At 63.9% G+C, this 26,597-nt stretch carries 24 protein-coding genes and 2 riboswitches; of the genes, 13 read left to right on the forward strand and 11 right to left on the reverse strand.

Annotation, left to right across the window (positions count from 1 at the left end; all coding sequences use genetic code 11):
* Positions 1–19 precede the first annotated feature (19 nt).
* Positions 20–724: a hypothetical protein gene (locus ACP7B7_RS10420; protein WP_426076630.1), complete on the reverse strand. Its 705-nt coding sequence runs from the start codon at positions 722–724 to the stop codon at positions 20–22.
* A gap of 416 nt (positions 725–1,140) precedes the next feature.
* Here ACP7B7_RS10420 and ACP7B7_RS10425 point away from each other — a divergent pair, with 416 nt between their 5' ends.
* The 4 genes from ACP7B7_RS10425 (at position 1,141) to ACP7B7_RS10440 (ending at position 4,613) form a co-directional block, all read left to right on the forward strand.
* Positions 1,141–1,593: a MarR family winged helix-turn-helix transcriptional regulator gene (locus ACP7B7_RS10425; protein ID WP_426076631.1), complete on the forward strand. Its 453-nt coding sequence runs from the start codon at positions 1,141–1,143 to the stop codon at positions 1,591–1,593.
* 48 nt (positions 1,594–1,641) lie between these two features.
* Positions 1,642–2,772, forward strand: a complete 1,131-nt coding sequence (locus tag ACP7B7_RS10430; protein WP_426076632.1) for an efflux RND transporter periplasmic adaptor subunit — start codon at positions 1,642–1,644, stop codon at positions 2,770–2,772.
* Position 2,773: 1 nt separating this feature from the next.
* Positions 2,774–4,300 carry an MFS transporter gene (locus tag ACP7B7_RS10435; protein WP_426076633.1) on the forward strand — a complete coding sequence of 509 codons (1,527 nt, stop codon included), beginning with the start codon at positions 2,774–2,776 and terminating at the stop codon, positions 4,298–4,300.
* A 91-nt stretch (positions 4,301–4,391) separates the two neighbouring features.
* Positions 4,392–4,613 carry a DUF2283 domain-containing protein gene (locus tag ACP7B7_RS10440; RefSeq protein ID WP_426076634.1) on the forward strand — a complete coding sequence of 74 codons (222 nt, stop codon included), beginning with the start codon at positions 4,392–4,394 and terminating at the stop codon, positions 4,611–4,613.
* A gap of 19 nt (positions 4,614–4,632) precedes the next feature.
* Here ACP7B7_RS10440 and ACP7B7_RS10445 read toward each other — a convergent pair whose 3' ends face one another.
* On the reverse strand, positions 4,633–5,574 hold the full coding sequence (locus ACP7B7_RS10445) for a LysR substrate-binding domain-containing protein (protein ID WP_426076635.1): 942 nt from the start codon (positions 5,572–5,574) through the stop codon (positions 4,633–4,635).
* A gap of 105 nt (positions 5,575–5,679) precedes the next feature.
* Between ACP7B7_RS10445 and ACP7B7_RS10450 the strand changes: the two genes are divergently transcribed.
* Together ACP7B7_RS10450 and ACP7B7_RS10455 are read left to right on the forward strand one after the other, a co-directional pair.
* The gene (locus ACP7B7_RS10450) at positions 5,680–6,768 is read left to right on the forward strand and encodes a tartrate dehydrogenase (protein ID WP_426076636.1); all 1,089 of its coding nucleotides are present in this window, start codon (positions 5,680–5,682) and stop codon (positions 6,766–6,768) included.
* A gap of 79 nt (positions 6,769–6,847) precedes the next feature.
* Positions 6,848–8,200 (forward strand): dicarboxylate/amino acid:cation symporter, encoded by a 1,353-nt coding sequence (locus tag ACP7B7_RS10455; protein WP_426076637.1) that lies wholly within the window; start codon positions 6,848–6,850, stop codon positions 8,198–8,200.
* Positions 8,201–8,211: 11 nt separating this feature from the next.
* Here ACP7B7_RS10455 and ACP7B7_RS10460 read toward each other — a convergent pair whose 3' ends face one another.
* The 3 genes from ACP7B7_RS10460 to ACP7B7_RS10470 are packed head-to-tail and all read right to left on the reverse strand — an operon-like array spanning position 8,212 to position 10,574.
* A complete protein-coding gene (locus ACP7B7_RS10460) occupies positions 8,212–8,718 on the reverse strand; it encodes a nuclear transport factor 2 family protein (protein WP_426076638.1) in 507 nt (168 codons plus the stop codon).
* 16 nt (positions 8,719–8,734) lie between these two features.
* On the reverse strand, positions 8,735–9,337 hold the full coding sequence (locus ACP7B7_RS10465; protein WP_308920476.1) for a TetR/AcrR family transcriptional regulator: 603 nt from the start codon (positions 9,335–9,337) through the stop codon (positions 8,735–8,737).
* Between the two features lie 19 nt (positions 9,338–9,356).
* Positions 9,357–10,574 carry a Bcr/CflA family efflux MFS transporter gene (locus ACP7B7_RS10470; RefSeq protein ID WP_426076639.1) on the reverse strand — a complete coding sequence of 406 codons (1,218 nt, stop codon included), beginning with the start codon at positions 10,572–10,574 and terminating at the stop codon, positions 9,357–9,359.
* Positions 10,575–10,693: 119 nt separating this feature from the next.
* On the opposite strand from ACP7B7_RS10470, the gene ACP7B7_RS10475 reads away from it, so the two are divergent.
* Positions 10,694–10,852 (forward strand): hypothetical protein, encoded by a 159-nt coding sequence (locus ACP7B7_RS10475; protein ID WP_308920478.1) that lies wholly within the window; start codon positions 10,694–10,696, stop codon positions 10,850–10,852.
* 19 nt (positions 10,853–10,871) lie between these two features.
* Here ACP7B7_RS10475 and ACP7B7_RS10480 read toward each other — a convergent pair whose 3' ends face one another.
* Positions 10,872–11,177: a hypothetical protein gene (locus tag ACP7B7_RS10480; RefSeq protein WP_426076640.1), complete on the reverse strand. Its 306-nt coding sequence runs from the start codon at positions 11,175–11,177 to the stop codon at positions 10,872–10,874.
* Positions 11,178–11,193: 16 nt separating this feature from the next.
* On the opposite strand from ACP7B7_RS10480, the gene ACP7B7_RS10485 reads away from it, so the two are divergent.
* Positions 11,194–11,490 carry a hypothetical protein gene (locus tag ACP7B7_RS10485; protein WP_426076641.1) on the forward strand — a complete coding sequence of 99 codons (297 nt, stop codon included), beginning with the start codon at positions 11,194–11,196 and terminating at the stop codon, positions 11,488–11,490.
* Positions 11,491–11,554: 64 nt separating this feature from the next.
* On the opposite strand, the gene ACP7B7_RS10490 is transcribed toward ACP7B7_RS10485, so the two are convergent.
* The 4 genes from ACP7B7_RS10490 to gcvT form a co-directional block, all read right to left on the reverse strand.
* Entirely contained in the window at positions 11,555–12,262 is a 708-nt protein-coding gene (locus ACP7B7_RS10490) for a DUF6058 family natural product biosynthesis protein (RefSeq protein ID WP_426076642.1), read from the reverse strand.
* Positions 12,263–12,451: 189 nt separating this feature from the next.
* Positions 12,452–15,358 (reverse strand): aminomethyl-transferring glycine dehydrogenase, encoded by a 2,907-nt coding sequence (gcvP, locus tag ACP7B7_RS10495; RefSeq protein ID WP_426076643.1) that lies wholly within the window; start codon positions 15,356–15,358, stop codon positions 12,452–12,454.
* 100 nt (positions 15,359–15,458) lie between these two features.
* Complete coding sequence (gcvH, locus tag ACP7B7_RS10500) at positions 15,459–15,839, reverse strand: glycine cleavage system protein GcvH (RefSeq protein WP_308920483.1); 381 nt, start codon at positions 15,837–15,839, stop codon at positions 15,459–15,461.
* Between the two features lie 70 nt (positions 15,840–15,909).
* Positions 15,910–17,031, reverse strand: coding sequence for a glycine cleavage system aminomethyltransferase GcvT (gcvT, locus tag ACP7B7_RS10505; RefSeq protein ID WP_426076644.1), 1,122 nt, complete (start codon positions 17,029–17,031; stop codon positions 15,910–15,912).
* 90 nt (positions 17,032–17,121) lie between these two features.
* Positions 17,122–17,228: riboswitch (glycine riboswitch) on the reverse strand.
* A 26-nt stretch (positions 17,229–17,254) separates the two neighbouring features.
* A riboswitch (glycine riboswitch) is annotated at positions 17,255–17,341 on the reverse strand.
* A gap of 201 nt (positions 17,342–17,542) precedes the next feature.
* On the opposite strand from gcvT, the gene ACP7B7_RS10510 reads away from it, so the two are divergent.
* Positions 17,543–18,103 carry an ATP-dependent Clp protease proteolytic subunit gene (locus ACP7B7_RS10510; RefSeq protein WP_308920485.1) on the forward strand — a complete coding sequence of 187 codons (561 nt, stop codon included), beginning with the start codon at positions 17,543–17,545 and terminating at the stop codon, positions 18,101–18,103.
* Between the two features lie 85 nt (positions 18,104–18,188).
* On the opposite strand, the gene ACP7B7_RS10515 is transcribed toward ACP7B7_RS10510, so the two are convergent.
* Positions 18,189–18,410 (reverse strand): hypothetical protein, encoded by a 222-nt coding sequence (locus tag ACP7B7_RS10515; protein WP_308920486.1) that lies wholly within the window; start codon positions 18,408–18,410, stop codon positions 18,189–18,191.
* A 319-nt stretch (positions 18,411–18,729) separates the two neighbouring features.
* Between ACP7B7_RS10515 and ACP7B7_RS10520 the strand changes: the two genes are divergently transcribed.
* The 4 genes from ACP7B7_RS10520 (at position 18,730) to ligA (ending at position 26,564) form a co-directional block, all read left to right on the forward strand.
* Positions 18,730–19,356, forward strand: coding sequence for a phosphatase PAP2 family protein (locus ACP7B7_RS10520; protein WP_426076645.1), 627 nt, complete (start codon positions 18,730–18,732; stop codon positions 19,354–19,356).
* 149 nt (positions 19,357–19,505) lie between these two features.
* Entirely contained in the window at positions 19,506–23,039 is a 3,534-nt protein-coding gene (gene smc, locus ACP7B7_RS10525) for a chromosome segregation protein SMC (RefSeq protein WP_426076646.1), read from the forward strand.
* Entirely contained in the window at positions 23,036–24,208 is a 1,173-nt protein-coding gene (locus ACP7B7_RS10530) for a cell division protein ZipA C-terminal FtsZ-binding domain-containing protein (protein WP_426076647.1), read from the forward strand. The genes smc and ACP7B7_RS10530 overlap by 4 nt, the downstream gene beginning before the upstream one ends.
* 13 nt (positions 24,209–24,221) lie before the next feature.
* Complete coding sequence (gene ligA / locus ACP7B7_RS10535; RefSeq protein WP_426076648.1) at positions 24,222–26,564, forward strand: NAD-dependent DNA ligase LigA; 2,343 nt, start codon at positions 24,222–24,224, stop codon at positions 26,562–26,564.
* Positions 26,565–26,597 lie beyond the last annotated feature (33 nt).

Here is a 26,597-nt window from a genome sequence, read left to right on the forward strand (position 1 = left end):
TTTATTTACCGCAACGGGCTTATTGCAACGGCGCGCCGGTCCAGACCAGGCCCAGCGACCAGGTCTTGGCGCGCGGCTGGTCCGACTTGCGGCCCCAGCTGGCGTCGAGCTGCAGGCGGCCGGGCACGATGGCGCGGCGCAGGCCCAGCTGGGTGGTGGCGCCACCGCCGCGCTGGCCGAAACGTTCCAGGCCGATGCCGGTGAGTTCGCCCAGCTGCCGTTCCAGGGCCAGGCCCCAGGTCGCCGCCGTATGGGCGCCTTGCGGGCGTATCGCGCCCAGGTTGGCGTGCAGCAAAGTATCCTGGCCTTGCCAGGCCAGGCTGACGGGCAGGTTGATGCTGGTCGCCGCCTGTTCGCCCGCTTGCCGCGCCAGCACCAGGCCGACGCCCCAGCCGTTGTCCGTCACCGGACGCAGCACGGTCTTGCCTTGCAGGACAGCGGCGTTGCGGTGGCCGCTGTCGGCGGGCAGCGAGGCGGCGCCGAGTGCCAGTTCCCAGTTGCCCGTGAAATTGCAAGCGGGCATGGCCCAGGCAGCCGACTGGCCACCGCTGGTGTCAACCCAGCTTTCCAGCTGGCAGTTGCCGCGGTCGGCAATGCCGGCGTCGTCCACTGTCAAGGGGCGGCCGGCGGGCGCATCGGGCGCGGCCAGCAGCAGGCCCAGCGCCAGCGCGGGCAGTTGCGTGTTGCGTAGTAAATTGCGTTGTAAAGTTTGATGCCAGATCATCACCGACTCCTGTGTGTGCAGGGAGATCAGGCGAGACTTGTTACCGGGAGGGCGGCAACAAGCCGCACCCACGGTCGGGCTCAGCGCCGTCCGTCAGGACAATCAATGGTCAGGGGGAGAGTGCGCAACAGGGAAACCTGTTGCGGACCGCACCTTGCTCGGCAAGGCGCGGCGGAAGAGTCGCGTGCTTGCCGGGATTAATTGTCGATGCAAGATCGACTACTGTCACTGGAACAAGTACCCACGTGGGACTCCGTAAAATGAATAATGCACGCATGATAAAAGTGCAGCTTGGCAAGGTCAAGCAAAAAATCCTTACATTGCGGAAACGTAATGTCAGTGAAAACTATCGGGTATAATTGCCAACTACCTGCTCAGGCAGGTAATTGTTAACCACCTCGGCAAGGCAGGCGCCCATGAATTTCGATACGACCCTGGAATGGAACCAGATGTTTGGCGGCGGCTTCGGCTTTTTGCTGACGCACGCCCGCAATACCTTCCTGGCCGATATGGAACGCGAGATGACGCCGCTCAACCTGACGGCCGCGCAGTTCTTGGTGGTGGTTGGCATCGCCCACAAAAGGGCGCGCACGCTGACGGAGTTCACGGCCTTTCTCGGCTATGACAGCGGCGCCATGAAGCGCTTGCTGGACCGCATCGAAGAGAAGGGCATCATCCGCCGCATGCGCTGCCTGGAAGACCGGCGCAGCCAGATCCTCGAACTGACCGACGAGGGCCACGCCCTGTATCCGCGCGTGATGGAAGCGGCGCGCGTGGTGCATGGTCGTTCGCTCGACGGTTTTACTGCACAAGAAGTCGAACAGTTCCAGGGTTTCCTGCAGCGGGTGATCGCATCGGCCGCGCGCTGAACTTGCGCGTTTTTTTTAACTATTTATCTGCCTGGGCAGTTAGTTTTCATGACCTCCATTTCCCCCTCCAAAACCGTGGCGATTGCCGCCTTGCTGGCCGGCAGCGCCCTGATTGCCTGGTGGCTGCTGGCGCCAAGCAACCATGAAGTAACCGAAGACGCTTATGTCGAAGGCAACGTGGTACAGGTCACGCCGCAGCTGAACGGCAGCGTGACGGCGATTGCTGCCGACAATACCGATTACGTGCAGGCCGGCCAGGTGCTGGTGCAACTCAATGAGGTCGACGCGCAACTGGCGCTGGCGCGCGCCGAGGCGCAGCTGGCGAAAACGGTGCGGCAGGTGCGCGCCCAGTTCGCCAGTTCCGGCCAGGGCCGCGCCGCCATCGTGTTGCGCCGGGCCGACGTGGCGCGCGCCGAAACCGACCTGGCGCGGCGCAGCAGCCTGGCCGGCAGCGGGGCGGTGTCGGGCGAGGAAATCAGCCATGCCGAGGACGCGCTGCGCACGGCGCGCGCCGCGCTGGCGGTGGCCGAACAGCAGTCGCTGTCGGCCAGCGCCCTGACCGACCAGACCAGCGTGGCCGGCCATCCGGACGTGCTGGCCGCCAGCGCCCAGCTGCGCGATGCCTGGGTGGCGGCCCACCGCACCACCTTGCGTGCGCCTGTCAGCGGCTTAGTCACGCGCCGCAACGTGCAGCTGGGCCAGCGCGTGGCGGCAGGTGCCGCGCTGATGTCCATCGTGCCGCCCGGGCAGATGTGGGTCAGCGCCAACTTCAAGGAGTCGCAATTGCACGGCATCCGCATCGGCCAGCCGGTCGAGCTGCGCGCCGATGTGTATGGCAACACGGTGCGCTACCATGGCCGCGTGGCCGGTCTCGATGCGGGCACGGGCAGCGCATTTGCCCTGCTGCCGGCACAGAACGCCACCGGCAACTGGATCAAGGTGGTGCAGCGCGTGCCGGTGCGCATCGCGCTCGATGCGCAGGAACTGGCGGCCCATCCTTTGAAAATCGGCCTGTCGATGCGGGTGGCGGTCGATACCCGCCAGCGCGGCGGCCTGCTGGCCGCCAGCACGCCTTCCGGCCGGCCCGCCTGGCGCACCGCCGTGTTCGACGGCGAACTGGCGCAGGCCGCAGAGCAGGCCGAGGCCGTGATCGCCGCCAATCTGGGCAGGAGCCGTTGAGATGACCGTCAGGCATCCGCGCGAAAAGACCTTGCTGGCCACCATCTTTGTACTGAACGCGATCGAGTTCCTGCAGGCCGGCATGATCGCCTTTGGCGCCGGCCCCATCATGGGCGAGATCGGCGCCTCGCCCGAGGAATTCACCCTGGCCACGGTGGTGTATGCGGTGGTGGCGATCGCGGCGATCTCCAAGCAGGGCTGGCTGGTCGAGCGGCTGGGCTGGCGCGGCTTTATCGTCAGTTCGGTGGTGGTGTTCGTGGCGGGAGCGGCCATCTGCGGCGCCAGCAATGACTTTCACCAGTTCCTGGTCGGCCGCGCCGTGATGGGCATGGGTGGCGCCGCCTTCATGACCAGCGCGCGCTTGCTGATCACCCTGATGCCGCCCGGTCCGCGCCGTTTTACCGGCATCAAGTCGTTTGCCAGCGCGCTGGCGATCGGCAATGCGCTGGCGCCGTGGCTGGCGGCGCAATCGGTCGCGCATGACAGCTGGACGGCCATCTTCGTGATCCTGGCGGCGGCTGCCATGCTTGCCGGCTTGCTCGCCACGCAGTGCCTGCCGTCGACCACGGTGCCCGTCGACCAGCGCTCGGACGCGCATCCGGTGGCCTTACTGGCCCTGCTGGGCGGCTGTGCGCTGAGCCTGTACGCGCTGCAGCGCGCCACGTACGATTTCTATGGCAACGCGGTGCCGCTGCTGGCGACCTGGGCGCTGGGCGCCGCCGCCATCGCGTATTTCGTGCGCCACCAGCACGCCCACCCGCGGCCCTACCTGGTATTGAGCCGGCTGCGCCAGCCGCGCTACCTGACCGGGCTGCTGCTGTTTACCGTCTGCTACCTGGTGTTGGGCGCCAATAACTACATGCTGCCCGTGCTGACCCAGCGCGCGCTCGGTTTCGGCTGGGAAGTGGTGGGCGGCGTGCAGGGCGCCGGCCTGGTGGCGGCGCTGATCGCGTTCTGGATCATGGCGCACATCCTGCCAAAATACCCGTCGCCGAAGAAATTCTATGTGGCCGGTTTCCTGTCGCTGGCCTTGTGCGGCGCGCTGTTGTCGCGCTTGAGCGGCGAGGCCGATCTGTGGCTGCATGTAATGCCGGCCGTGGCCGCGTATGGCGCGTTTATTATCCTGGTAATGGCCACCACCGCCATCCAGGCGTTTGCCAGTCTGCAGCAGGACGAGCAAGCGTTCGCCCACGGCCAGCAACTGAAGAACATGCTGTCGCAGTTCGGCCTGGCGGCCGGCGTGGCCGGCGCCGCGCTGGGCCTGCAATGGCGCACCGGCGAGCACTATGCGGTGCTGACGTCACGCTTTGCCCATGGCGACGCGGTGTTCGAGCAGGCGCTGGGGCAGCTCAGCACCGTATTTGCCGCCAGCCACGGCGCGCAGGCGCCGCAGGTGGCCTTGAGCCAGCTGGTGGCGCAACTCAATCAGCAAGCGGCCCTGCTGGCCAGCCTCGACTATTTCAGTTTCCTGGTGGTGTTTGCGCTGGTGGGGGCGGTGGCGATGTTGGGGCAGCGGGTGTTGAAGTAAGAGCCATAGTCATCGCGCAGGATTGTCCGGATACCAGGCGACGCTTTACCAGGTGTAGCTATGTTGATACGATGAGACTTAAATCCTATCTATGAATGACATTGATCTGCGCATGGAAAAAATAAGTCTTGAAATAAGCGAGGATGACGCCGATGTCGCCTATTTGCGCTTGCCAGGCCACCCGGGAACGGGTTCGGTTGGGGCGGTAAAAAAAACCATACGCTTGCACGATTTGCTGGCCTACAGCGGTCCTGATATTTACCTTGAATTGGATGAAAGTGGACATCTGATCGGCGCTGAAATTTTGGCCTGAGTCCGATGGCGTGCAACGTTCAACCTTGATTGCCGTTCTCCCCAGGTTCTTTGAACCGCTCGAACGTCTCCCCCAAAAAACCCACAAACGTCCGTATCCGCGCCGACAGCTGCTGCCGCTGCGGATACACGGCGTAGATATCGGCGTCCGGCGTGCGGTAGCCGGGCAGTACCTGCACCAGCCGCCCCGTCTCCAGGTAGCGTTCGATATCCCATTCTGCCCGCATCAGGATGCCGTGGCCGTCCAGCGCCCAGTTCACGGCAATTTCGCCATCGTTGGTGGCCAGGTTGCCGCGCACTTTGACGGCCTGCGCGTCGCGTTCGGCTTCCTTGCCGCCGTACAAGCGCCATAGTCCATATGCTTCGTCGCCCTGGCGGATGCTGATGCAGTTATGCCGGCGCAAGTCCAAAGGCGTCTTCGGCTCGCCGTGTTTCGCCAGGTAGGCGGGCGCGGCGCACAGCAGGCGGCGGTTGGGCGCCAGGCGCCTGGCGATCACGCGCGTGTCGGCTGGCGCGCCAAAGCGGATGCAGACGTCGAACTGGTCGTCCGTCAGCGCGGGCGGATCGACCGACAGCTGCAGCTGCACGTCCACTTCCGGATAGCGCAGCACGTAGCGCGAGATGGCCGGCGCGATATGCAGGCGGCCAAAGCCCAGGGTGGCGTTGACGCGCAGCTGTCCTTTCGGCGCGCTTTTCGAGGCACCCAGCAACTGGTCCAGTTCGGCAATTTCCGCCAGGATGCGGCGCGCATGCTCCAGCAAGACCTCGCCTTCCGGCGTCATGCTCATGCGCCGCGTGGTGCGGTTCACCAGCGGCACGCCCAGCCTTGCTTCGATAATGGACAGCCGCTTGCTGACGGCCGAGGTGGTGATGCCCAGCTCGCGCGCCGCGCCGCTCAGGCTGCCTGCGCTGGACAGGGTGACGATAAAGCCCAGTTCGGCTGGCTGGAAGCCATTGCTCATGATTGTGGAGTCAGAGGTTAACAATGGATTGAGTTTAGCGGGCATTGCGCGTGGCGTCCACCGCGTAGAGTGGTGTCACTACCACCTTATTCCAGGAGACACCTCATGAAAACCTACAACATCGCCACCATTCCAGGCGACGGCATCGGCAAGGAAGTCGTGCCGGCCGGCCAGCAGGTACTGGCCGCGCTGGCCGCCGGCAGCAGCAGCTTCACGTTCGCCTTCGAAGATTTCGGCTGGGGCGGCGACTACTATCGCCAGCACGGCGTGATGATGCCGGCCAACGGCCTCGATGCCTTGCGCAACAAGGACGCAATTCTGTTCGGTTCGGCCGGCGACCCGGACATCGCCGACCATATCACCCTGTGGGGCCTGCGCCTGAAGATCTGCCAGGGTTTCGACCAGTACGCCAACGTGCGCCCGACCCGTATCCTGCCGGGTATCGACGGCCCGCTCAAGCGCTGCGCGCAGGACGACCTGAACTGGGTCATCGTGCGCGAAAACTCGGAAGGCGAATACTCGGGCGTGGGCGGTCGCGTGCACCAGGGCCATCCGATCGAGGCGGCCACCGATGTGTCGATGATGACGCGCGTCGGCGTCGAGCGCATCCTGCGCTATGCCTTCAAGCTGGCGCAGTCGCGGCCGCGCAAGCTCCTGACGGTGATTACCAAGAGCAATGCGCAGCGCCATGCGATGGTCATGTGGGATGAAATCGCGGTCGAAGTGTCGCGCGATTTCCCTGACGTCACCTGGGACAAGGAACTGGTCGACGCCGCCACGGCGCGCATGGTCAACCGTCCGGCCACGCTCGACACCATCGTCGCCACCAACCTGCACGCCGATATCTTGAGCGACCTGGCCGCCGCGCTGGCCGGCAGCCTGGGCATTGCGCCGACCGGCAATATCGACCCCGAGCGCCGCTATCCGTCGATGTTCGAACCGATCCACGGTTCGGCCTTCGACATCATGGGCAAGGGCCTGGCCAATCCGGTCGGCACCTTCTGGTCGGTGGTGATGCTGCTGGAACACCTGGGCGAATTCGACGCCGCGAAACAGGTGATGCGGGCGATCGAGCACGTGACGGCCAATCCGGCCCTGCACACGCGCGACCTGGGCGGCAACGCCACCACGGCGCAGGTGACGCGCGCCGTGTGCGACTTCCTGGCTGCCGCCACGCAATTGCAGGCGGCGTAAGGGCAGGGTCCATGCTCCTGACCGGCCGCAGAGCCGGCGGGGGCGCTGGAAAGCAAGCAATTCATAACAGGAGACAAGCATGTTCAAACGTATCTTTGGCAAGCTGTACGTGCAGGTGCTGATCGGCGTGGTCGCCGGCGGCCTGCTCGGCTATTTTTCCCCCGCGCTCGGCACCGACCTCAAACCCCTGGGCGACGGCTTTATCCGCCTGATCAAGATGGTGTTCGCGCCCGTGATTTTCGCCATGGTGGTGCTGGGCATCGCCAAGATGGAAAGCATGAAGGAACTGGGCCGCGTCGGCGCCCGCGCCCTGATCTATTTCGAGGTGATGTCGACCCTGGCGCTGCTGCTGGGATTGCTGGTGGTGAATCTCGCCAAGCCGGGCGTGGGCATGAATATCGACGCCGCCTCGCTCGACACCAGCAGCATCGCCAGCTATACGGCGGCGGCCGCCAAGTCCTCGCACAGCTTTGTCGACTTCGTGCTGCACATGGTGCCCGTCAGCGTGGTCGACGCGCTGGCCAAGAACGACATTTTGCAGATCCTCGTGTTCGCCACCCTGTTCGGCATTGCCCTGTCGCACATGGGCCGGCGCGCCAAGCCGGTGGTCGATTTCCTCGAAGCGTTCTGCAACAGCATGTTCATTATCGTCGGCATGATCATGCGCGTGGCGCCGCTGGCCGCGTTTGGCGCGATCGCCTTTACGGTCGGCAAATATGGCCTCGGCTCGCTGGTGTCGCTGGGCCAGCTGATGGGTGCCATGTATCTGACCTGCGCCGTGTTCGTCTTCGTGGTGCTGGGCATCGTCGCCCGCGTCTCCGGTTTCAGCCTGTACAAGTTCCTGCGCTATATCAAGGAAGAACTGTTCACCGTGCTGGGCACCAGTTCATCGGAATCGGTGGTGCCGCAACTGATGCGCAAACTCGAGCATGCGGGCGTCTCGAAACCTGTGGTGGGCCTGGTAATACCGGCCGGCGTCACCTTCAATCCGGACGGCCAGTGCATTTATTACACCATGGCGGCCATCTTTATCGCCCAGGCCACCAATACGCCGCTCTCCATGATGGACCAGTTCATCGTGCTGGGCGTGCTGATGCTGACCTCGAAGGGCTCGGCCGGCGTCACCGGTTCCGGCTTCATCACCCTGGCGGCGACCCTGGCTTCGCTGGGCACCATTCCCGTGGCCGGCATGGTGCTGCTGCTGGGTGTGGACCGCTTCATGTCCGAGGCGCGCTCGATCACCAATACCATCGGCAACGCGGTGGGCACGCTGGCGATTGCCCGCTGGGTGGGCGCGCTGGACCGCGAACGCCTGGAGCATGTGCTGAACGGAAACTCGACGGCGGCGGAAATGCAGGCCCTGTACGAGCATTCGGAAGAGGACGAGGCCGTACCGGCGCCGCTGGCGATGGTGCAAAAAGCCAGCGCGTGATCAGGGTGTCGTCAGGGTGCTTTTTTCGGCGGCTTTTGCGGATTCAATTCCATCGACCAGATCACCGAATTGATCTTCCAGCCTTGCGTGGTACGCACCAGTTGCCACGCCTCCTGGCCCCAGTTGGAGCGATAGTCGCCACGGTTGAAGTTGTAGTCGAAGTAGACCTGGGCGATATCGCCATCACTGTCGATGCGCACATTGTCGAATTTCTCCTCGATCGCTTCCGTGTCGCTGACGATGGAATCGATGAACTTGACGGCGCTGGCGCCGGGCGTGATCTTGCTGACCTTGTCGCCCCGGTCTTCAATCATGTTCATGCTCTTGTCCTTGATCACGCCGATCCAGGGGATGGTCTCGCTGTACAGCAGCTTCATGAAGCTGGCCTTGTCCTTGTTGATCAGGGACAGGCGGAAGGTTTCCACCACCTGTTCCAGTTGCTGGCGGTCGGTCTGCGAGGGCGCCGCCTGGACGTTGAAAGCGCTGAAAAGCAGAAGGGCAAGCAGGCTGTGTTTCATGGGGTCTTTCAGGAGGTTAAGAAGATTGAATCGACAGCGAATCGGACAAAATCTGCCATAGCGCCGCGTGGCGCTGCTGCAAGGCGGCGCCGCCGGCATAGATCAGTTCCACGTGCAGGCTGTCGACGATACCCAGATAGGCTTGCGAATACAGTTCGATGCGCGCCGACGGCAGGGCAGGGGCCAGGCGGCCCAGGCTGGCCACGTAGTGCTGCAGCAGTTGCACCAGCAGCGCTTCGAAGCCGGCGCCCACCTGCACCTTGAGTGTCGCCGGCGGCAGGTAGGCGGTGCGCAGCAGGAAGCGCAAGTGGGCCGAATCGGCATAGCGCTCGGCCATGCGGTCGCAATACAGCGAGCCGGCCTGCTGGCCGCCGCTGGCAAACCGGCTCGCTTCATCGGCAAAGCAGCTGTCCATGAAGGCCTGCTCCTGCTCCAGGGCATCGTCGAACACGGCCAGGAACAGCGCGTCCTTGCCGCTGAAGTGCGAGTACAGCGAGGCCTTGCGCATGCCGGCCAGTTCGGCGATATCGTTGAGGGACGAGGCGTCGTAGCCGTGGTCGGAAAAATGGGCGACGGCAACGGCGCAGATGTTATCGGCCGAGGCCGAGCGTTTCTTCATAGGGTTCAGCAAGTGAGCATCAATGTAATGGCAGGCTGGCCGTCTGCAGGGGGCAGGAGCGGGCGCTGACCAGCGTCAGCCATGATACCAGCAGGCCCGCCGCGGTCAAGAACAACAGCCATGGCAGCGGCCCCAGCTGCGCCAGGCTGGCCGCCACCGGCGTGGCCAGTGACGAAATCGTCATCTGTATCGCGCCCAGCAGGGCCGCCGTCGAACCCAGCGCGCGCTGCTGCGAACCCATGGCGATCGCCATCAGGGTCGCTTCGGCCACGCCCAACCCGCCCAGCGCCAGGAACAGGCCCGGCAGCACGCCGGGCAAGCCCAGTCCCAGCGCGGCCGCCGCCAGCGCCAGCACGGCGCCGCCCAGCATGGCGCAGGCGCCCGCCACCGACAGGCGCAGCACGCCGTAACGGCCCACCAGGCGGCCGCTGGCCATCGCACCCAGCAGCACCGCCACGCCGGTGGCGCCGAACACCAGGCCGAAGGTATCGGCCGGCAGGCCGAAATCGTGCTGGTACACCAGCGAGGCGCCGCCGATATAGGCGAACAGGAAAAAGAAGCTGGCCGCCAGCGCCAGCGCCGGCAGCAGAAAGGCGCGGTCCAGGGCGATGCGGGCATAGGTGCGCAGCGCGCCTGTCGGCGGCACGCGTTTCGCTGCCGGCAGGGTTTCGGGCAGGAACAGCGCGCTGTTGAGCAGGGTCAGGGCACCGAGGCCGGCCAGCGCCAGCATCACGGCGCGCCAGCCGTAGTGCGCGTCCAGCATGCCGCCTACGGCCGGCGCCAGCACGGGCGCCAGGCCGACGATGGTCATCAGCAGCGCGAACAGCTGCGCCGCCCGCACGCCGTCGGCCACGTCGCGCACCATGCTCATCACCACCACCAGGGTCAGCGCCGCGCCCAGGCCCTGCAGCAGCCGCGCCAGCAGAAGGATGTGCAATTGACCGGCTTGCGCGGCCCACAGGGCGGCGGCGATATACAGCGCGATACCTGCCAGCAACGGCCGGCGCCGGCCCAGCATGTCGGTCAGCGGCCCGCACAGCAATTGCCCCATGCCCATCGCCAGCAGGAACACCGTCAGGCTCAGCTGCACGTTCGCATACGAGGTGTGCAGTTCGCGCGCCATGGCCGGCATCGAGGCCAGATACATGTCGATGCCGGCTGGGCCAAGGACGGCCACCAGGGCCAGGGATGCCGCCAGGCCGAAGCTGCCGGTGCGGGGAAGAGTGTGCTGCTGCATGGACTACCTTTCAATAAAAAACAGGGCGTTGACACTGCCGGTGTTTTTTATTGTACACTTACTGCCTACCGGTAGGTAGCTACATTTTTAATCAAGCTTGTTAATCAAAGGAGATGGATATGATGCAATTCGGAATTTTGCTCAGTGGTATCGCGGCGGCCCTGTTGTTTGCGGCCTGGAGCACCAACCGCGCGCGCGGCGAGCGGCGCGATGTGGTGCTGCTGGGCGTGGTGGCCGGCGCGCTGGCCGTGCCGGGCGCGGCGATGCTGGCGCTGTGACATTTCAATAAAAGCTCTGTCAGCCAGCCGACGGTGTCGACCGCGTCCAGCGGTCGCCCGGCTGCTTCAGGTATGTCTTGATCACATGGCCCCATGGCATGGCGATCGGGATGATCACCATCACGCCGACCGCAAACAGGTTCTCCAGCATGGCCTGGTCCAGCGGCCCTGCGCGCCAGGCCGGCAGCGCGACGACGATCAGCCACAGCGTTTTCCAGGTCAGCTCCCACAGCAGCACCGGCAGCATCTGCAGCGGATAGCGGATGCCGAGCGCGCACAGCAGGCCGAACGCCGCCAGCATGCAGTTGACGAAGCCCTGCATCATGTCAAGGAGGTGGCATATGGCAAACACATACCCGGAAGTGGCAAGCGCCGAGGTGGCGGAGATTTATTTCCGCGGCGTCAAGAACCTGGCCGAGCGGCCGCTGGACGATATTTTCCAGTTGCTCGGCATGCCGGTGGACTACGATGACTGGGATCTTGGCCGCGTGGTCTATCAATGGCGCAGCGCCCGGCGTTGCGTGCGCATCCACACCAGGCATGACCGGGTCAATGCGGTGTACCTGATGGACCCGGTCGATACACCGCGATTTGGCGAAGCGCTGGAAGTGATCTTCGATAATCCGGACGGCCAATAAAAAAGCAGGCCGCGTGGCCTGCCTGTTGTCCGTCACCTGCGCGCCTGCGCGGCATCCACCGGACTCAAGCGGCGGCGGCCGATGCGCGGAGGTTGGCGCGCAGGTCCTCGACCAGTCGCTTGCGGCTGCTCGAAGCGTACTCAATCGGCGAGAACGGCATGGACGCCGCCGCGTAGGCGTCGATCAATTCGTGCGTCGCCTGCGCCTGCTGCGGAGAGAACACCGTTTGACTGCCGTTATCACTGATCTGCGTGAGTTTTTCCTGCAGCACTTCCTTGTAAGCGATGTGCGCCTCGGAGATGGGATTAGCAACGCACAAGCCGAATGTTCCGTTCAAAAAGTACTCCCACGCCGCATCGGTACGCACGCGCAGGCCGCCGGCTATCGGTGCGCCGTCGTCGCCGAAGCTGTCGCGCAAACGCCAGGTGGACAGATTCAGCGTTGCCAGCGCCGTGGCGAAGTTGACCGTGAACTGCGCCTTCAGGCTGGCCTCGATGTCTGCCGTGGCGCCGGCCGCGATGGCGCGGCGTGCCCGATCGATCCAGGCCAGTTGCGATGGCGGGAAGTAACGACCGGGCGTGGAGCCGGGCGCGCTCATCTCGCCGAACACAAAGGAACAGACGTTTCCCGCGTTGGTGACCACATACGATGGTGCGGGAAGCAGCCGATCATGTATCAGGGCATCGAGCTCATCGATATGCATGGCGCTTGCGCTGGCCAGCTGTACCTCGTTAAGGAAATGTTTTCCCAAGTACCTATTCAGTTCTGTCATGGGGTGGCTTTCATTGTTGCCGAGTGCGGCCGTTTGCACTGGCAATTAAGTACTGGGTGTTTATACAGTGTACCGCCATGTGCTCGTGCAGGCAATGTGCTAATGTCTGTTGTCCGGGACGAAAAAAAGCAGGCGGCCTTGCGGTCGCCTGCTGTCGTCAAGCTGCCCGCTGTCGCGGGCGGCTGAGGTTTACTCTTCTTCGTACGAGCTGATCGGTGCGCAGCCGCAGAACAGGTTGCGGTCGCCGTAGACGTTGTCGGCACGGCCCACCGGCGGCCAGTACTTGCGCTCGCGCAGCGATGCCACCGGATAGGCAGCCACGGTGCGGCTGTATTTGCGGTTCCACTCGTCCGACATCAATACCTGCGCCGTGTGCGGCGCATTTTTCAGCGGGTTGTCGTCGTGGTCGAATTCGCCGCTGGCGACCTTGGCGATTTCTTCGCGAATCGCGATCATGGCATCGATAAAGCGGTCGATTTCCGCTTTCGATTCGCTTTCGGTCGGCTCGATCATCAAGGTACCCGGTACCGGGAAGCTCATGGTCGGCGCATGGAAACCGAAGTCCATCAGGCGCTTGGCCACGTCTTCGTTGCTGATGCCGGTGGCGTCGGTGAGCGGGCGCAGGTCCAGGATGCACTCGTGGGCGACCAGGCCGTCGTGGCCCGAGTACAGCACCGGGTAGTGCGGCGACAGGCGGCGCGCGATGTAGTTGGCGGCCAGGATCGCCGTCTCGGTCGCCGCCGTGAGGCCTTCGGCGCCCATCATGGCGATATACATCCACGAGATCGGCAGGATGCTGGCCGAGCCGAATGGCGCGGCGCTGACGGCGCCTATCCCTGCATCGGCCTCGTCGCGCCGGTAGCCGGTGGAGCGCTGGTTAGGCAGGAATTTTGCCAGATGGGCGCCGACACCGATCGGGCCCACGCCCGGTCCGCCACCGCCGTGCGGGATGCAGAAGGTTTTATGCAGGTTCAGGTGCGACACGTCGCCACCAAAACTGCCGGGTGCCGCCACGCCGACCAGCGCGTTCATGTTGGCGCCGTCGATGTAGACCTGGCCGCCGTGCGCGTGAATGATCTCGCACAGTTCCTGGATGCCTTCTTCGAACACGCCGTGGGTGGACGGGTAGGTGACCATCACGCAGGCCAGGTTGGCGCTGTGTTTTTCCGCCTTGGCTTTCAAGTCAGCCAGGTCGACGTTGCCGTTGGCGTCGCAGCTGGTGACGACCACCTGCATGCCCACCATATTGGCCGATGCCGGATTGGTGCCGTGCGCCGACGACGGAATCAAACAGATATTGCGGTGGCCTTCGCCGCGCGATTCGTGATACGCCTTGATCACCAGCAGGCCCGCGTACTCGCCCTGCGAGCCGGCGTTCGGCTGCAGCGACACGGCCGCATAGCCGGTCAGCGCGCACAGCATTTCTTCCAGCTGCGCGATCATCTCGCGGTAGCCGACGGTCTGCGCATCGGGCGCGAACGGGTGGATGTTCGAAAATTCTGGCCAGGTGACCGGGATCATTTCGGACGTGGCGTTCAGCTTCATGGTGCACGAGCCGAGCGGGATCATGGTGCGGTCCAGCGCCAGGTCCTTGTCGGCCAGGCTGCGCAGGTAGCGCAGCATTTCGTGTTCGGAGTGGTAGCTGTTGAAGACCGGATGCGTCAGGTAGGCGCTCTCGCGTGCCAGATTCGCCGGCAGCGCGCTGTCCACGGCTGCTTCGACAGCGTCCAGATCCGGCGCGGCCGGCGCGTTGGCCACGCCTTGCGCAAACACGGTCCACAGCAGCGCGATATCGTCGCGGGTAGTGGTTTCATCGAGCGACAGGCCGACATGGGTGGCGTCGATCTTGCGCAGGTTGACGCCGTGCGCAATCGCGGTGGCGTGCAGCTGTTCTGCATTGTCAACGCGAATCGTCAGGGTGTCGAAGTAGGTCTCGTTGACCACCTTGTGGCCCAGCGTTTTCAGGTTGGCGGCCAGCACGCCCGTAAAGCGGTGCACGCGCTTGGCGATCTGCAGCAGGCCGACCGGGCCGTGGTAGACGGCGTACATCGAGGCCATCACGGCCAGCAGCACTTGCGCGGTGCAGATGTTCGAGGTGGCTTTTTCGCGGCGGATATGCTGCTCGCGCGTTTGCAGGGCCAGGCGATAGGCCTTGTTGCCCTGCGCATCGACGGTCACGCCGACCAGGCGGCCCGACATATTGCGCTTGAAGGCGTCACGGGTGGACAGGTAGCCGGCGTGCGGGCCGCCGAAACCGAGCGGTACGCCGAAGCGCTGGCTGTTGCCGACCACCACGTCCGCACCCCATTCGCCGGGAGGCGTGAGCATGGTCAGGGCCAGCAGGTCGGCCGCGACGATCACCATCGCGCCATTGGCGTGCAGTTTTTCGACGCCGGCGCGGTAGTCGCGCACCACGCCATTGACGCCCGGGTATTGCAGCAGCACGCCAAAGCAGTCATCGAGCGACTCGATTTCGGCCGGATCAAACGTGCGCACTTCGATGCCGATCGGCTGGGCGCGCGTCTGCACCACTTCCAAGGTTTGCGGCAGCACGTCATTGGCGACGTACAGCACGGTGGACTTCGATTTGCCCACGCGCTGGATCAATGTCATCGCTTCGGCGGCGGCCGTGCCTTCATCCAGCATCGATGCGTTCGAGATGCCCATGCCGGTGAGGTCGGTGATCACTTGCTGGAAGTTCAAAATCGCTTCCAGGCGGCCCTGCGAAATCTCCGGCTGGTAAGGCGTGTACGCCGTGTACCAGGCCGGGTTTTCAAAGATATTGCGCAGCACCACGCCTGGCGTGAAGGTGTTGTAATAGCCTTGGCCGATCAGGGATTTCAGGACCTGGTTCTTGCCGGCGATGGCTTTCAGGCGCGACAGGGCTTCCTGTTCCGGCATCGGCTGCGAGTAGGCGCCCAAGGGCAGCGCGCCCTGGTTGCGGATATTGGCCGGCACCAGCGCATCGATCAGCGCGGCGCGCGAGGCGTAGCCCAGCGTGGACAGCATGGCTTCCTGTTCGGAAGGGGAGGGGCCGATATGGCGGGCGATGAAGGCATCGCGTGCTTCGAGTTGGGTCAGGCTGGTGCGGGTCATGGTATAGAGGCCAAAAAGACTGAAAAAACCGGGGGCGGCGCGCAGGCGCTGCGAAGAAAAATGCGAACGGGCCGCAAGCGCGGCCCGTGGTCAAGCGTGATTACTCGCCGGTGGCGGCGCCGTACGCGGCGGCGTCCAGCAGGCCGTCCAGCGACGACACGTCGGCTGGCTTGATCTTGAACAGCCAGTTGGCGTAGGCGTCGGCGTTGATCGATTCCGGCGCGTTGACGACGTCGTCGTTGACGGCCGTGACTTCGCCGGCGACTGGCGCGTAGATGTCGCTGGCGGCCTTGACCGATTCCACCACGGCGGCGTCGTCGCCGGCGTTGAAGGTGGCGCCGACGTCAGGCAGTTCGACGAACACGATATCGCCCAGTGCATCCTGTGCGTACTCGGTAATGCCGACGGTGGCCGTGCCGTCCGCTTCCAGGCGTACCCATTCGTGGGAGGCGGTGTACTTCAGGTCTGCAGGAATGTTCATGTGTGGCTCCAGATGGTAAATGTTTGATTGTTGATGATGTTTGATCGGTCTTGCGGGCGCCTCTAGCCGCTTACGCAACCAGGATTTTACCGTTGCGCACGAAAGGCAGCTTGACTACCGACGCGGCCAGTTGCTTGCCGCGGATTTCCACGTGCACGGTGTCGCCGACATTGACGCCGTTCGGCACGCGCGCCAGCGCGATCGCTTCCTGCATCGATGGGCTGAAAGTACCGCTGGTGATCTCGCCGGCGGCTTCATTGCCAGCCACGATGACTTTTTGATGGGCGCGCAGCACGCCGCCTTTTTCACGCAGGATCAGGCCGACGAATTGCGCGTTCTGGCCTTTGGCGACCAAAGCGGATTTGCCGATAAAGTCGCGCTCGCTGACCAGGTCGATGGTCCAGGCCAGGCCGGCGTCGAGCGGATTGACGCTTTCGTCCATGTCCTGGCCGTACAGATTCATGCCCGCTTCCAGGCGCAGGGTATCGCGCGCGCCGAGGCCGGCCGGCTTCACGCCGGCAGCCGCCAGCGCGTTCCACAGCGCTTCGACCTGGCTTGCCGCCACGCCGATTTCAAAACCGTCTTCGCCCGTGTAGCCGGTACGCGCCAGCATCACTTCGCCAAATGGCGTGTCCTTGACGATGACGGCGTTGAAGGGCTTGATCGCTTCGGAGGCTGCTTGCGTTTCCGGCAGTACCTGCCATACCCTGGCGCGCGCGTTCGGGCCCTGCACGGCGACCAGCGCCATCGGATTGTTCGCGCTGCGGCGCTCGGTGATCGTCAGGCCGCTGTTGGTGGCGGTGTTTTGCTGCTGCATCCAGGCCACGTCCTTTTCGGCCGTACCGGCGTTGACCACCAGGCGGAACCAGCTTTCGTTGAAGAAGTAGACGATCAGGTCATCGATGACGGTGCCTTCGGCATTCAGCATGCACGAGTACAGCGCCTTGCCTGCCACCTGCAGCTTGTCGACATTGTTGGCCAGCAGGCCGCGCAAAAAGGCGCGCACGTTCGGGCCTTCGATATCGACCACGCACATGTGCGACACGTCGAACATGCCGGCGTCGCTGCGCACGGCGTGATGTTCTTCGATTTGCGAACCATAGTTGACAGGCATGTCCCAGCCGCCGAAATCGACCATGCGGGCGCCGCTGGCACGGTGGGCGTTGTTGAGTGGGGTTGCGTTGAGCGTCATTGATTCCTCGGGACGAAGGTGAAAGGGGAGTTAACGGTACAGTTAACAGCACACAGCATGGCCTGGCCGACACGGCTTTCCAGCGTGAACATTCACCCCCCTGTCCTTGGTACCTGAGAGATTACGGAGAAAAAAGCTCCGTGCGCCCCTTCGGTGGACCGCCGGCAGTGCCGCGGTCGCTCTCCAGAGTTGAGCCGCAGCATGGCCATTGCCATCGTTGCGCCTCGCCTGATCGGTCCTTTTGCCTGAGAGTTTTTGGGTAGTGCCCCTTCGGCGGCAACGCGAGTTTGCCCTCTCCCGATCAAGTGGTGGGAATATATGCCAGCAGGGGTTTTCTGTCAATCTGTAAACACCCAGCCGGCATGCACCAAAACAGGGCTTGCGGCCTGATATTTCCTGGGTGTAAGTATCTGCGTGGAAGTGTTGCGCGCGGGTTCAGGAAGACGGCGGCGGGCACGGAAATTTGCTATGCTCAATACCATCATCACCGTCCTTTCGAAGAGTGATTGCCATGAGCGAAACCCATAACAGCATCGAACAGCACGGCTGGTTTACCTTGTCCGGCGACGTCAACAGCGACATGGTGCGCCGCGTCTTCAATGCGGTGGCCGACATGACCGAAGACAAGCTGACCACCGCGCATATCCTGATCCAATCGAATGGCGGCTATGTCAGCGACGGCATCTGCCTATACAACTTTCTGAGCAAATTGCCGATCAAGCTCGTGACGTACAACACGGGCGCCGTCGCCTCGATCGCCGTCACCCTGTTTTTGTCGGGCCAGCAGCGCTATGCCAGCGATACGGCGCGCTTCATGGTGCACAAGTCGCATGCCACCGCCTCGCCCGGTGCGCGGCCCGACGCGCTCAGCATCATCGTCGAAGGCTTGCGCGCCGACGACCAGCGCACCGAGCGCATCCTGCGCGGCCATGTGGCGCTGAGCGAGGACCAGTGGCTGGTGCATGCCTATTCCGACCTGCACCTGACGGCCGAGCAGGCGCGCGAAGTGGGCATGGTCGAGGCGATCCGCGATTTCGAAATTCCCAAGGGCAAGCGCCTGACGAATATCTGACGCTGTGAAAAGGGCCTGGTCCGGCACGCCGGATCAGGCCCTGTTGCATGCGATCCCCGCCGCCAAAGCAGCTTAGGGAAAGTGATTATTTGCCGCTTTTGCTGCCGCTGCCCGACTGTTTGCTGTCGCTGCTGCCCGACTGCTTGTTGCCATCGTTTTTATGGCTTTGGCGGCCTGCTTCCACGTGCTGCTCGTGGGTGCCGCCCTGTTTGCTGCCCTGGCTGGGGCTGCCCGACTGCTTGTTTCCGCTAGCGGGGGCGCTAGCGGATTGCTTGTTGCCTTGATCGCCTTTTTGATTCGAGTTCATCATATTTCCTTTGAGAAATTAAAGAGTCACGAAAAAAGTCATCCACCGGAGCGCATCGGTAAAGGGGCGCCAGTGCCTGGTCGCCAGGCTGGCCTGGCTCCCCTTGGCTGATGTGTGCCGGTAAGGCATGATGCGCGGCAAGCATGAGCGCGACCATCGGAACACCACTTGACGCCATGTAGGATTTGGCCTGCTTTCTTGATAGAAATATACTGAGTTAATGTAATCGGATGTAATAGTCGCGGGCCATGTCTTGAAAAGCCCGGCGTGACCCTTGCCAGTCTGGCATAGTGCAGCCTGATCATAAAGATGCGCAGTGATGATGACTTGGTGGAATGCAATTTCTTTTACGGCCGACATGTCGGTGCTGGGGCCGGCTGGCGTGGCGATCGCCGTCTGGCTGCTGGTATCGAAACAGTGGCGCCTGGTGCTCGGCTGGAGCTTGTGGTACGGCGGCGGCATGCTGCTGGTGGTGCTGTCCAAGCTGGCCTTTATCGGCTGGGGCCTGGGCAGCGCCAGTCTTGATTTCACGGGTTTCAGCGGGCACGCCATGCGCGCCGGCGCCGTCTTTCCTGCCCTGATGTATGTGGTGCTGCAGCGTGCGCCGCGCTCCTGGCGTCAGGCCGGCGTGCTGCTCGGCGTGGCGTATGCCGTGCTGGTGGCCATCTCGCGCGTGGTGGTGCAGGCGCACAGCGTGTCCGAAGCGGTCAGCGGCTGCGTGCTGGGGCTGGCGATGGCCTTCGGCTTCATGTGGCAGGCGCGTGGCGCCGTCAATTTTGCCGTCAGCCATGCGCTGGCGCTGGCCAGCCTGAGCCTGATGGTGCTCATTACCTTCAAGGCCGAGCCGATGCCGACCGAAGACTGGCTGCAGAAAATCGCCTTGCACCTGTCGGGGCATGAGCGGGTTTTTTCACGCGCCGACTGGAAGCTGGCCGGCCGCCCCTGAGCCTTGACCCGGCACTGCGGTTTTTTGGCCAGAAAAATCATGGCAAATGGTATGATGGGCCACTTTTTTTGCGATGGCGGCAACCGGCGGGGCTGGTCCCGCGTTGCAACCACTGATTACCGCCAGCATAGGCAGGAACTTTAAAACACGTGCGTCTCTCTTCCATCAAGTTGTCGGGGTTTAAGTCTTTCGTCGACCCCACCAATTTCCAGGTGCCGGGCCAGCTGGTGGGCGTGGTCGGGCCGAATGGCTGCGGCAAGTCGAATATCATCGACGCCGTGCGCTGGGTGCTGGGCGAATCGAAGGCGTCGGAGCTGCGCGGCGAATCGATGCAGGACGTGATCTTCAACGGCTCCACCCACCGCAAGCCGGCCGGGCGCGCCTCGGTCGAGCTGGTGTTTGACAATAACGACGGCAAGGCCTCGGGCCAGTGGGGCCAGTACGCCGAGATCGCCGTCAAGCGCACCCTCACGCGCGACGGCACTTCCACCTATTACATCAACAGCCAGCCCGTGCGCCGGCGCGATATCCAGGATATTTTCCTCGGCACCGGTCTCGGTCCCCGGGCCTACGCCATTATCGGCCAGGGCATGATCTCGCGCATTATCGAATCGCGCCCGGAAGAACTGCGCGTGTTCCTCGAAGAAGCGGCCGGCGTGTCGAAATACAAGGAACGCCGGCGCGAGACGGAAAACCGGCTGCAGGACACGCGCGAGAACCTGCTGCGGGTGGAGGATATCCTGCGCGAACTGAACGCCAACCTGGAAAAGCTCGAAGCGCAGGCGGCCGTGGCCACCCGTTTCCACGCCCTGCAGGCGGACCAGGAAGAAAAGCAGAAGCTGCTGTGGCTGCTGCGCAAGAACGAGGCGCAGAACGAGCAGACGCGCTATTTCCGCGAAGTCGAGCAGGCGCAGACCGACCTGGAAGAGCAGACGGCCAAGCTGCGCAACGTGGAACTGACCTTGGAGCAGATGCGCCAGGCCCACTTTGCCGTCGGCGACCGCCTGCACACGGCGCAAGGCCATCTGTACCAGACGAATGCGGAGATCGGCAGCCTGGAAGCGCAGATCAAGTTTGTGATCGAATCGCGCGCGCGCCTGCAGGCGCAGCTGGCCACCTTGACGGCCCAGCGCGACCAGTGGAACAGCCAGGGTGGCGAGTACCAGGAACAGATCGAGGAAGCCGAATTCCAGCTCGAAGAACTGGCGGCCAAGGTCGAGCAGTCGCAGATGATGGCCGAGCAGAAGGGCGAGCAATTGCCCGAGCTGGACGCCGCCTGGCGCGCCGCCCAGCACAAGAGCACGGAATCACGCGCGAAAATCATGCAGGCGCAGCAGCAGCTGGAACTGGAATCGGCGCACCAGCGCAATGCCTCGAATATTTTGAACAGCCTGTTGACGCGGCGCGAGCGCCTGCAGCAGGAAAAAAACAGCCTCAGCCTGCCCGACAGCAGCCACCTGGAAAACCTCAAACTGCAGCTGGAGGAAAAGCAGCAGACGCTCGAGGAGCAGGGCTTTTACCTGGAAGAGGCACTGGAACAGCAGCCCAAGCTGGAGCAGGAACGCAGCGAGGCGCAGGCCCAGGTCAATGCCGAAACCGCCGCCAATGCCCAGCTCGAAGCGCGCCTGTCGGCCTTGAAGCAGTTGCAGGAACGGGTGCAAACGCAAGGCAAGGTCCAGCCCTGGCTGAAAAAGCACGAACTCGATACCTTGCCGCGCCTGTGGCAGAAGCTGCAGATCGAAGCGGGCTGGGAAGCGGCGATGGAATCGATCCTGCGCGAGCGCACCTCGGCCTTGCAGCTGTCGAACATCGACTGGGCCAAGGCCTTTTTTGCCGACGCGCCGCCGGCCAAGCTGGCCCTGTATGCGCCATCGACGGTGCCGCCGGAGCAACGACAGCAGCCGGACGTGCCTGGCCTGAAGCCGTTTTTGAATTTGCTGAAACTGAACGACCCCGGCCTGCGCGGCCTGCTGCAGGACTGGCTGCACAATGCCTACGCGGTGGAAGACGCGGCCGAGGCGCTGGCGGAGCGAGCCAGGCTGCCGCCGGGCGGCTATTTCGTCACCCGTGCGGGCCACGTGGTCACCGCCGGCAGCGTGCGTTTTTACGCGGCCGACTCGGAACAGGAAGGCATGCTGGGCCGCCAGCAGGAAATCGACAATATCGGTAAACAATTGCGCGCCCAGCAACTGCTGGCCGAAGAAGCGCGCGCCCGTTCGGTGCGCGCCGATGCGGCGGTGGCCAGCTTGAGCCGCAACCTGTCCGACCTGCGCCTGCGCATCCAGCAGCTGACCTCGTCGGTACATACCCTGCAGCTGGACGTGGTGAAACTGTCCGAAGTCGAGGCGCGCTTCAACCAGCGCAGCACGCAGATCGGCGCGGACCTGGCGGAAATCGCCGCCCAGGAAGCCGAACAGCAGCAGATCAAGGCGGAATCGGAAGAGAAATTCGAACAGCTCGACATGGAGCTGGGCAATCTGCAGGAAGCGCACGAAGACGGCCAGACCGACTTCCTGCGCAAGGAGCAGCTTTTGTCCGAAGCGCGCGACGCCTTGCGCGACCTGGAACGCGCCGCCAAGGACACCGAATACGCGGAGAAATCGCAGCGCACCCGCATCGAGGAACTGCGCCGCAATATCGCCACGGCCAGCACCCAGGCGCAGCAGGTGACGGCCAGCCTGCAGGCGGGCCAGCTGGAGCTGGCCAACCTGGAAAGCGGCGCGGCCAATGACGGCTTGCAGGATCTGCTCGAGCGCCGCACCACGCAGGAAAAAGCGCTGGCCGACGCGCGCCATGAACTGGACCAGATCACGCAGCAGCTGCGCCTGTCCGAGGATGCGCGCACGCAGTCCGAGCGCAGCCTGCAGCCGCAGCGCGACAAGATCATGGAAATGCAGCTCAAGGAACAGGCCGCGCGCCTGAACCAGGAACAGTTCGCCCAGCAACTGCTGGAATCGGGAGCCGACGAAGCGGCCCTGACGGAAAAGCTGCACCCGGACATGCGGCCGTCCTATTTGCAGGGCGAAGTGACGCGCCTGACTAATGCGATTGCGGCGCTCGGTGCGGTGAATCTGGCGGCGCTGGACGAGCTGGCGCAGGCGTCCGAGCGCAAGAACTTCCTCGACGCCCAGAACGCCGACCTGACCGAAGCGATCAACACGCTGGAAGACGCCATCCACAAGATCGACAAGGAAACGCGCGACTTGTTGCAAGACACGTTCGACAAGGTCAACCACCATTTTTCGGAGCTGTTCCCGATTCTGTTCGGCGGCGGGCAAGCCAGGCTGACCATGACGGGCGACGAAATTCTCGATTCCGGTGTACAAGTAATGGCGCAGCCTCCCGGCAAGAAAAATGCCACCATCCACCTGCTGTCAGGTGGAGAGAAAGCGCTGACCGCGACCGCACTGGTGTTTTCCATGTTCCGCCTGAACCCGGCGCCGTTCTGCCTGCTCGACGAAGTCGATGCGCCGCTGGACGATTCGAACACGGAACGCTTTTGCCGCATGGTCAAGCGCATGTCCGACCAGACCCAATTCCTTTTCATTTCGCATAACAAGATTGCGATGGAAATGGCCCATCAATTGATCGGTGTGACGATGCAGGAGCAGGGCGTATCGCGCATCGTGGCGGTGGACATGGAGTCCGCCGCAAATTTTGCTACCGAGGCACAAGCAGCATGACAGACCTTCAAATTACCTTGTTCGGCGCCGGTGGCGTCTTTATCGTCGCCGTGTTTTCCTACAATAAATGGCAGGAATACAAGGCCAAGAAAAGCGTCGAGCGCGCCTTTTCCACCGACCACGACGACGTGCTGATGCGCGAAGGCGAGGCGCCTGCCGGTTCGCCTGGCGCGCCGGCCGAACCCGTGTTGCGCCAGGAACCGCGCTTCGACCCCACGCCCGCCCCGGCACCGAACGCCAAGACCGAGCCCTCGTTTGGCGCCGCACCTTCAGCACCGGCCGTGTTTGCCGATGAGGTGGGCCAGAGCGATACCGCCTATGGCCTCGAAGCGGTGCCATCGCCGTCGCAGGAGGTCAGCGCCGCCAGCGAACTGGCCACCAGCCTGGTCGATCCGCTGATCGATTGCCTGCTGCCGCTGTCGCTGGAGGCGCCGGTGCGCGGCGAAAAGGTCCTGCCGGTGCTGCAAACCTTGCGCCTGGTCGGCAACAAGCCGGTGCACTTCATCGGCCTGCACGTCAATGGCGACTGGGAACCGATCACGCACGGCGGTGTGTATACGAAAATGCAGGGCGGGGTGCAGCTGGCCAGCCGCACCACGGCCCTGAACGAACTGGAATACTCGGAACTGGTCACGCGTCTGCGCGTGGTGGCCGACGATATCGGCGCCGAGCCGGAAGTGCCCGACATGATGGAAGTGATGGCCGAAGCGCGCAATCTGCACCGTTTCGTGGCCGGCCACGACGCCCAGTTGGGCGTGAACCTGCACACCAATGGTGCGCCATGGGCGATTTCCACCTTGCTGGTGGCGCTGGAAAAGCAGGGCTTCGACGTGCGCCCGGACGGCCGCTTCGTGATGCCGGACGGCCAGGGCGGCCATCTGTTCTCGCTGTCGACCAATGTCACCCTGGCCGAGGAAACCACGCCACGATTGACCCTGCTGCTCGACGTGCCTTGCGTGGCGCCGGCGCGCGACGGCTTTGGCGCCATGGTCGCCTGCGCCCGTTCGCTGGTGGGCCGCCTGGACGCGACCATCGTCGACGATTACAACCAGGCCCTGTCCGACGCGGCGCTGGCCGAGATCGCCGGCCAGGTGCAGGAGTTTTACCAGGAAATGGAAGCGGCCGATATTCCGGCCGGCTCCACCCGCGCCTTGCGCCTGTTCAGCTGAGAAGCGGGTAGCGATGACCGATATCACCACGGATGCCAGCGCGCGCGTGCTGGCGCTGACTGCCGAACTGAACCAGCACTTGCACGCTTACCACGTGCTCGACAATCCCACCATCCCCGACGCCGTCTACGACCAGCTCTTTATCGAGTTGCAGACGCTGGAAGCGGCGCATCCCGAGCTGCGCGCGCCCGATTCGCCCACCTTGCGCGTGGGCGCGGCGCCGCTGCCTTATTTTGAACAGGTGACGCACGCGGTGCCGATGCTGTCCTTGAATAATGGCTTTTCGGACGATGACATCGTCAACTTCGACCGCCGCGTGCGCGAAGGGCTGGACCACGACGGCGCCGAGGTCGACTACGCGGCCGAAGTCAAATTCGATGGCCTGGCGATCAACCTGCGCTATGAGAACGGTCTGTTCGTTCAAGCCGCCACGCGTGGCGACGGCGCCACCGGCGAAGACGTGACGGCCAATATCCGCACCATCGGCGGCATCCCGCTGCGCCTGCATGGCGATCAGGTTCCCGCCTTGCTCGACGTGCGCGGCGAAGTGATGATGTTCAAGAGTGACTTTGCCCGCCTGAACGAGCGCCAGCGCGAAGCAGGCCAGAAGGAATTTGCCAATCCGCGCAATGCTGCGGCCGGCAGCCTGCGCCAGCTCGATGCGCGCATCACGGCGCGCCGCAAGCTGCGCTTCTATGCCTACGGCATCGGCGCCCTGGAAGGGGCCGCCATGCCGGCCTCGCACTCGGCGCTGCTGGACTGGTATGTGACGCTCGGTATTCCCGTGTCGAAAGAGCGCAAGGTGGTGCGCGGCGCGCAGGGCCTGTTTGGCTATTTCAAGGATATCGGCCAGCGCCGTCCCGGCCTGCCGTATGAAATCGACGGCGTGGTGTACAAGGTCGACGCCACCGAAGACCAGCTCGAACTCGGTTTCGTGTCGCGCGCGCCGCGCTTTGCGCTGGCGCACAAATTCCCGGCCGAAGAAGCGCTGACGGTGGTGCAGGGCATCGATATCCAGGTCGGCCGCACGGGCGCGATGACGCCGGTGGCGCGCCTGGCGCCTGTCTCGGTGGGCGGCGTGACGGTGACCAACGCCACCTTGCACAATGAGGGCGAGGTGCAGCGCAAGGATATTCGTGTTGGCGATACCGTCATCGTGCGCCGCGCCGGCGACGTGATCCCCGAAGTGCTGGCGATGGTGCCCGACAAGCGCCCGGAAGGCACGGTTGCTTTCGTGATGCGTGATACCTGTCCCGTGTGCGGCTCGCACGTGGTGCGCGAAGAGGGCGAGGCGATCGCGCGCTGTTCGGGCGGGCTGTTCTGCTCGGCACAGCGCAAGGAAGCGTTCCGCCATTTCGCCGGCCGGCGCATGATGGACATCGAGGGCCTGGGCGAACGCTATATCGACACCCTGGTCGAACTCGATTATGTGCACAGCCTGGCCGATCTGTATGGCTTGAGCCTGGAAAAACTGCTGGAAATGAAGGTGCGCGCCGACGAGCGCGACGGTTCCACGCCGGAGACCGTGCAGCAAGGAAAAATCCCCACCAAATGGGCGGAAAACCTGCTGGCCGGCATCGAGGCCAGCAAGCGCCCGCCACTGGAACGCTTTTTGTTTGCGCTGGGCATACGCCACGTGGGTGAATCGACCGCCAAGACCCTGGCCGAATGGCTGGGCAGCCTGGAGCGCGTGCGCCATGCCCCGGCCGCGCTGCTGCGCGTGCTGCCCGATATCGGCGGCACGGTGGCCGAGTCGATTGCCGATTTTTTTGCGGAAGACAAAAACCAGCAAGCCTTGCAGGCCTTGCTCGACGCCGGTGTCACGCCGCAAGGCGAACACGCGCCCAGCGCCAAGCTGCGCGAGCAGCTCGACCTGGTCAAGCTGCTGGCCGCCATCGGCATCCCCAAGCTGACCGAGCCGCGCAGCCGGCAGCTGGTCGAGCGCGGCGCCACCCTGGCCAGCCTGGCCGAACAGGGCGGTGGTTTCCAGGCCGGCTTGCCGGCCGGCGTGGCCGAGGCGCTGGCGTCGTGGCTGCAGGTGCCGGCGAACGTGGACTTGCTGCGCCAATTGAACGGCATGCGCGAGCAATTGCTGGCAGAATTACCACAACAGCCAGCAGCCGGCGGCAAGTTCGATGGCAAGACTTTCGTGCTCACCGGCACCTTGCCCACCATGAGCCGCGATGCGGCGGCGGCGCTGATCGAAGCGGCCGGTGGCAAGGTCAGCGGTTCCGTATCGAAGAAAACCAGCTACGTGGTCGCTGGCAGCGATGCGGGCAGCAAGCTGGCCAAGGCACAGGAACTGGGGGTGGCATTGCTGGATGAAGCGGGTTTGCTGGACTTGCTCGCGCAGTAATCGCCGGCTCCAGCCTCAAGACACTCTACACAT

Source organism: Janthinobacterium sp. PSPC3-1 (genome assembly GCF_049896105.1).
Classification (GTDB): Bacteria; Pseudomonadota; Gammaproteobacteria; order Burkholderiales; family Burkholderiaceae_D; genus Janthinobacterium.

Excerpts from the sequence above, each read along its gene's own strand:
- ACP7B7_RS10470 (WP_426076639.1), bottom strand. The coding sequence starts at position 10,574 with ATGCAGCAGCACACTCTTCCCCGCACCGGCAGCTTCGGCCTGGCGGCA.
- gcvP (WP_426076643.1), bottom strand. The coding sequence starts at position 15,358 with ATGACCCGCACCAGCCTGACCCAACTCGAAGCACGCGATGCCTTCATC.
- ACP7B7_RS10425 (WP_426076631.1), top strand. The coding sequence starts at position 1,141 with ATGAATTTCGATACGACCCTGGAATGGAACCAGATGTTTGGCGGCGGC.
- ACP7B7_RS10485 (WP_426076641.1), top strand. The coding sequence starts at position 11,194 with ATGGCAAACACATACCCGGAAGTGGCAAGCGCCGAGGTGGCGGAGATT.
- ACP7B7_RS10515 (WP_308920486.1), bottom strand. The coding sequence starts at position 18,410 with ATGAACTCGAATCAAAAAGGCGATCAAGGCAACAAGCAATCCGCTAGC.
- ACP7B7_RS10435 (WP_426076633.1), top strand. The coding sequence starts at position 2,774 with ATGACCGTCAGGCATCCGCGCGAAAAGACCTTGCTGGCCACCATCTTT.
- ACP7B7_RS10430 (WP_426076632.1), top strand. The coding sequence starts at position 1,642 with ATGACCTCCATTTCCCCCTCCAAAACCGTGGCGATTGCCGCCTTGCTG.
- ACP7B7_RS10475 (WP_308920478.1), top strand. The coding sequence starts at position 10,694 with ATGATGCAATTCGGAATTTTGCTCAGTGGTATCGCGGCGGCCCTGTTG.
- ACP7B7_RS10480 (WP_426076640.1), bottom strand. The coding sequence starts at position 11,177 with ATGATGCAGGGCTTCGTCAACTGCATGCTGGCGGCGTTCGGCCTGCTG.
- ACP7B7_RS10490 (WP_426076642.1), bottom strand. The coding sequence starts at position 12,262 with ATGACAGAACTGAATAGGTACTTGGGAAAACATTTCCTTAACGAGGTA.
- ACP7B7_RS10440 (WP_426076634.1), top strand. The coding sequence starts at position 4,392 with ATGAATGACATTGATCTGCGCATGGAAAAAATAAGTCTTGAAATAAGC.
- ACP7B7_RS10520 (WP_426076645.1), top strand. The coding sequence starts at position 18,730 with ATGATGACTTGGTGGAATGCAATTTCTTTTACGGCCGACATGTCGGTG.
- ACP7B7_RS10455 (WP_426076637.1), top strand. The coding sequence starts at position 6,848 with ATGTTCAAACGTATCTTTGGCAAGCTGTACGTGCAGGTGCTGATCGGC.
- ACP7B7_RS10445 (WP_426076635.1), bottom strand. The coding sequence starts at position 5,574 with ATGAGCAATGGCTTCCAGCCAGCCGAACTGGGCTTTATCGTCACCCTG.
- ACP7B7_RS10460 (WP_426076638.1), bottom strand. The coding sequence starts at position 8,718 with ATGAAACACAGCCTGCTTGCCCTTCTGCTTTTCAGCGCTTTCAACGTC.
- ACP7B7_RS10530 (WP_426076647.1), top strand. The coding sequence starts at position 23,036 with ATGACAGACCTTCAAATTACCTTGTTCGGCGCCGGTGGCGTCTTTATC.
- ACP7B7_RS10465 (WP_308920476.1), bottom strand. The coding sequence starts at position 9,337 with ATGAAGAAACGCTCGGCCTCGGCCGATAACATCTGCGCCGTTGCCGTC.
- ligA (WP_426076648.1), top strand. The coding sequence starts at position 24,222 with ATGACCGATATCACCACGGATGCCAGCGCGCGCGTGCTGGCGCTGACT.
- gcvT (WP_426076644.1), bottom strand. The coding sequence starts at position 17,031 with ATGACGCTCAACGCAACCCCACTCAACAACGCCCACCGTGCCAGCGGC.
- gcvH (WP_308920483.1), bottom strand. The coding sequence starts at position 15,839 with ATGAACATTCCTGCAGACCTGAAGTACACCGCCTCCCACGAATGGGTA.
- ACP7B7_RS10450 (WP_426076636.1), top strand. The coding sequence starts at position 5,680 with ATGAAAACCTACAACATCGCCACCATTCCAGGCGACGGCATCGGCAAG.
- ACP7B7_RS10420 (WP_426076630.1), bottom strand. The coding sequence starts at position 724 with ATGATCTGGCATCAAACTTTACAACGCAATTTACTACGCAACACGCAA.
- ACP7B7_RS10510 (WP_308920485.1), top strand. The coding sequence starts at position 17,543 with ATGAGCGAAACCCATAACAGCATCGAACAGCACGGCTGGTTTACCTTG.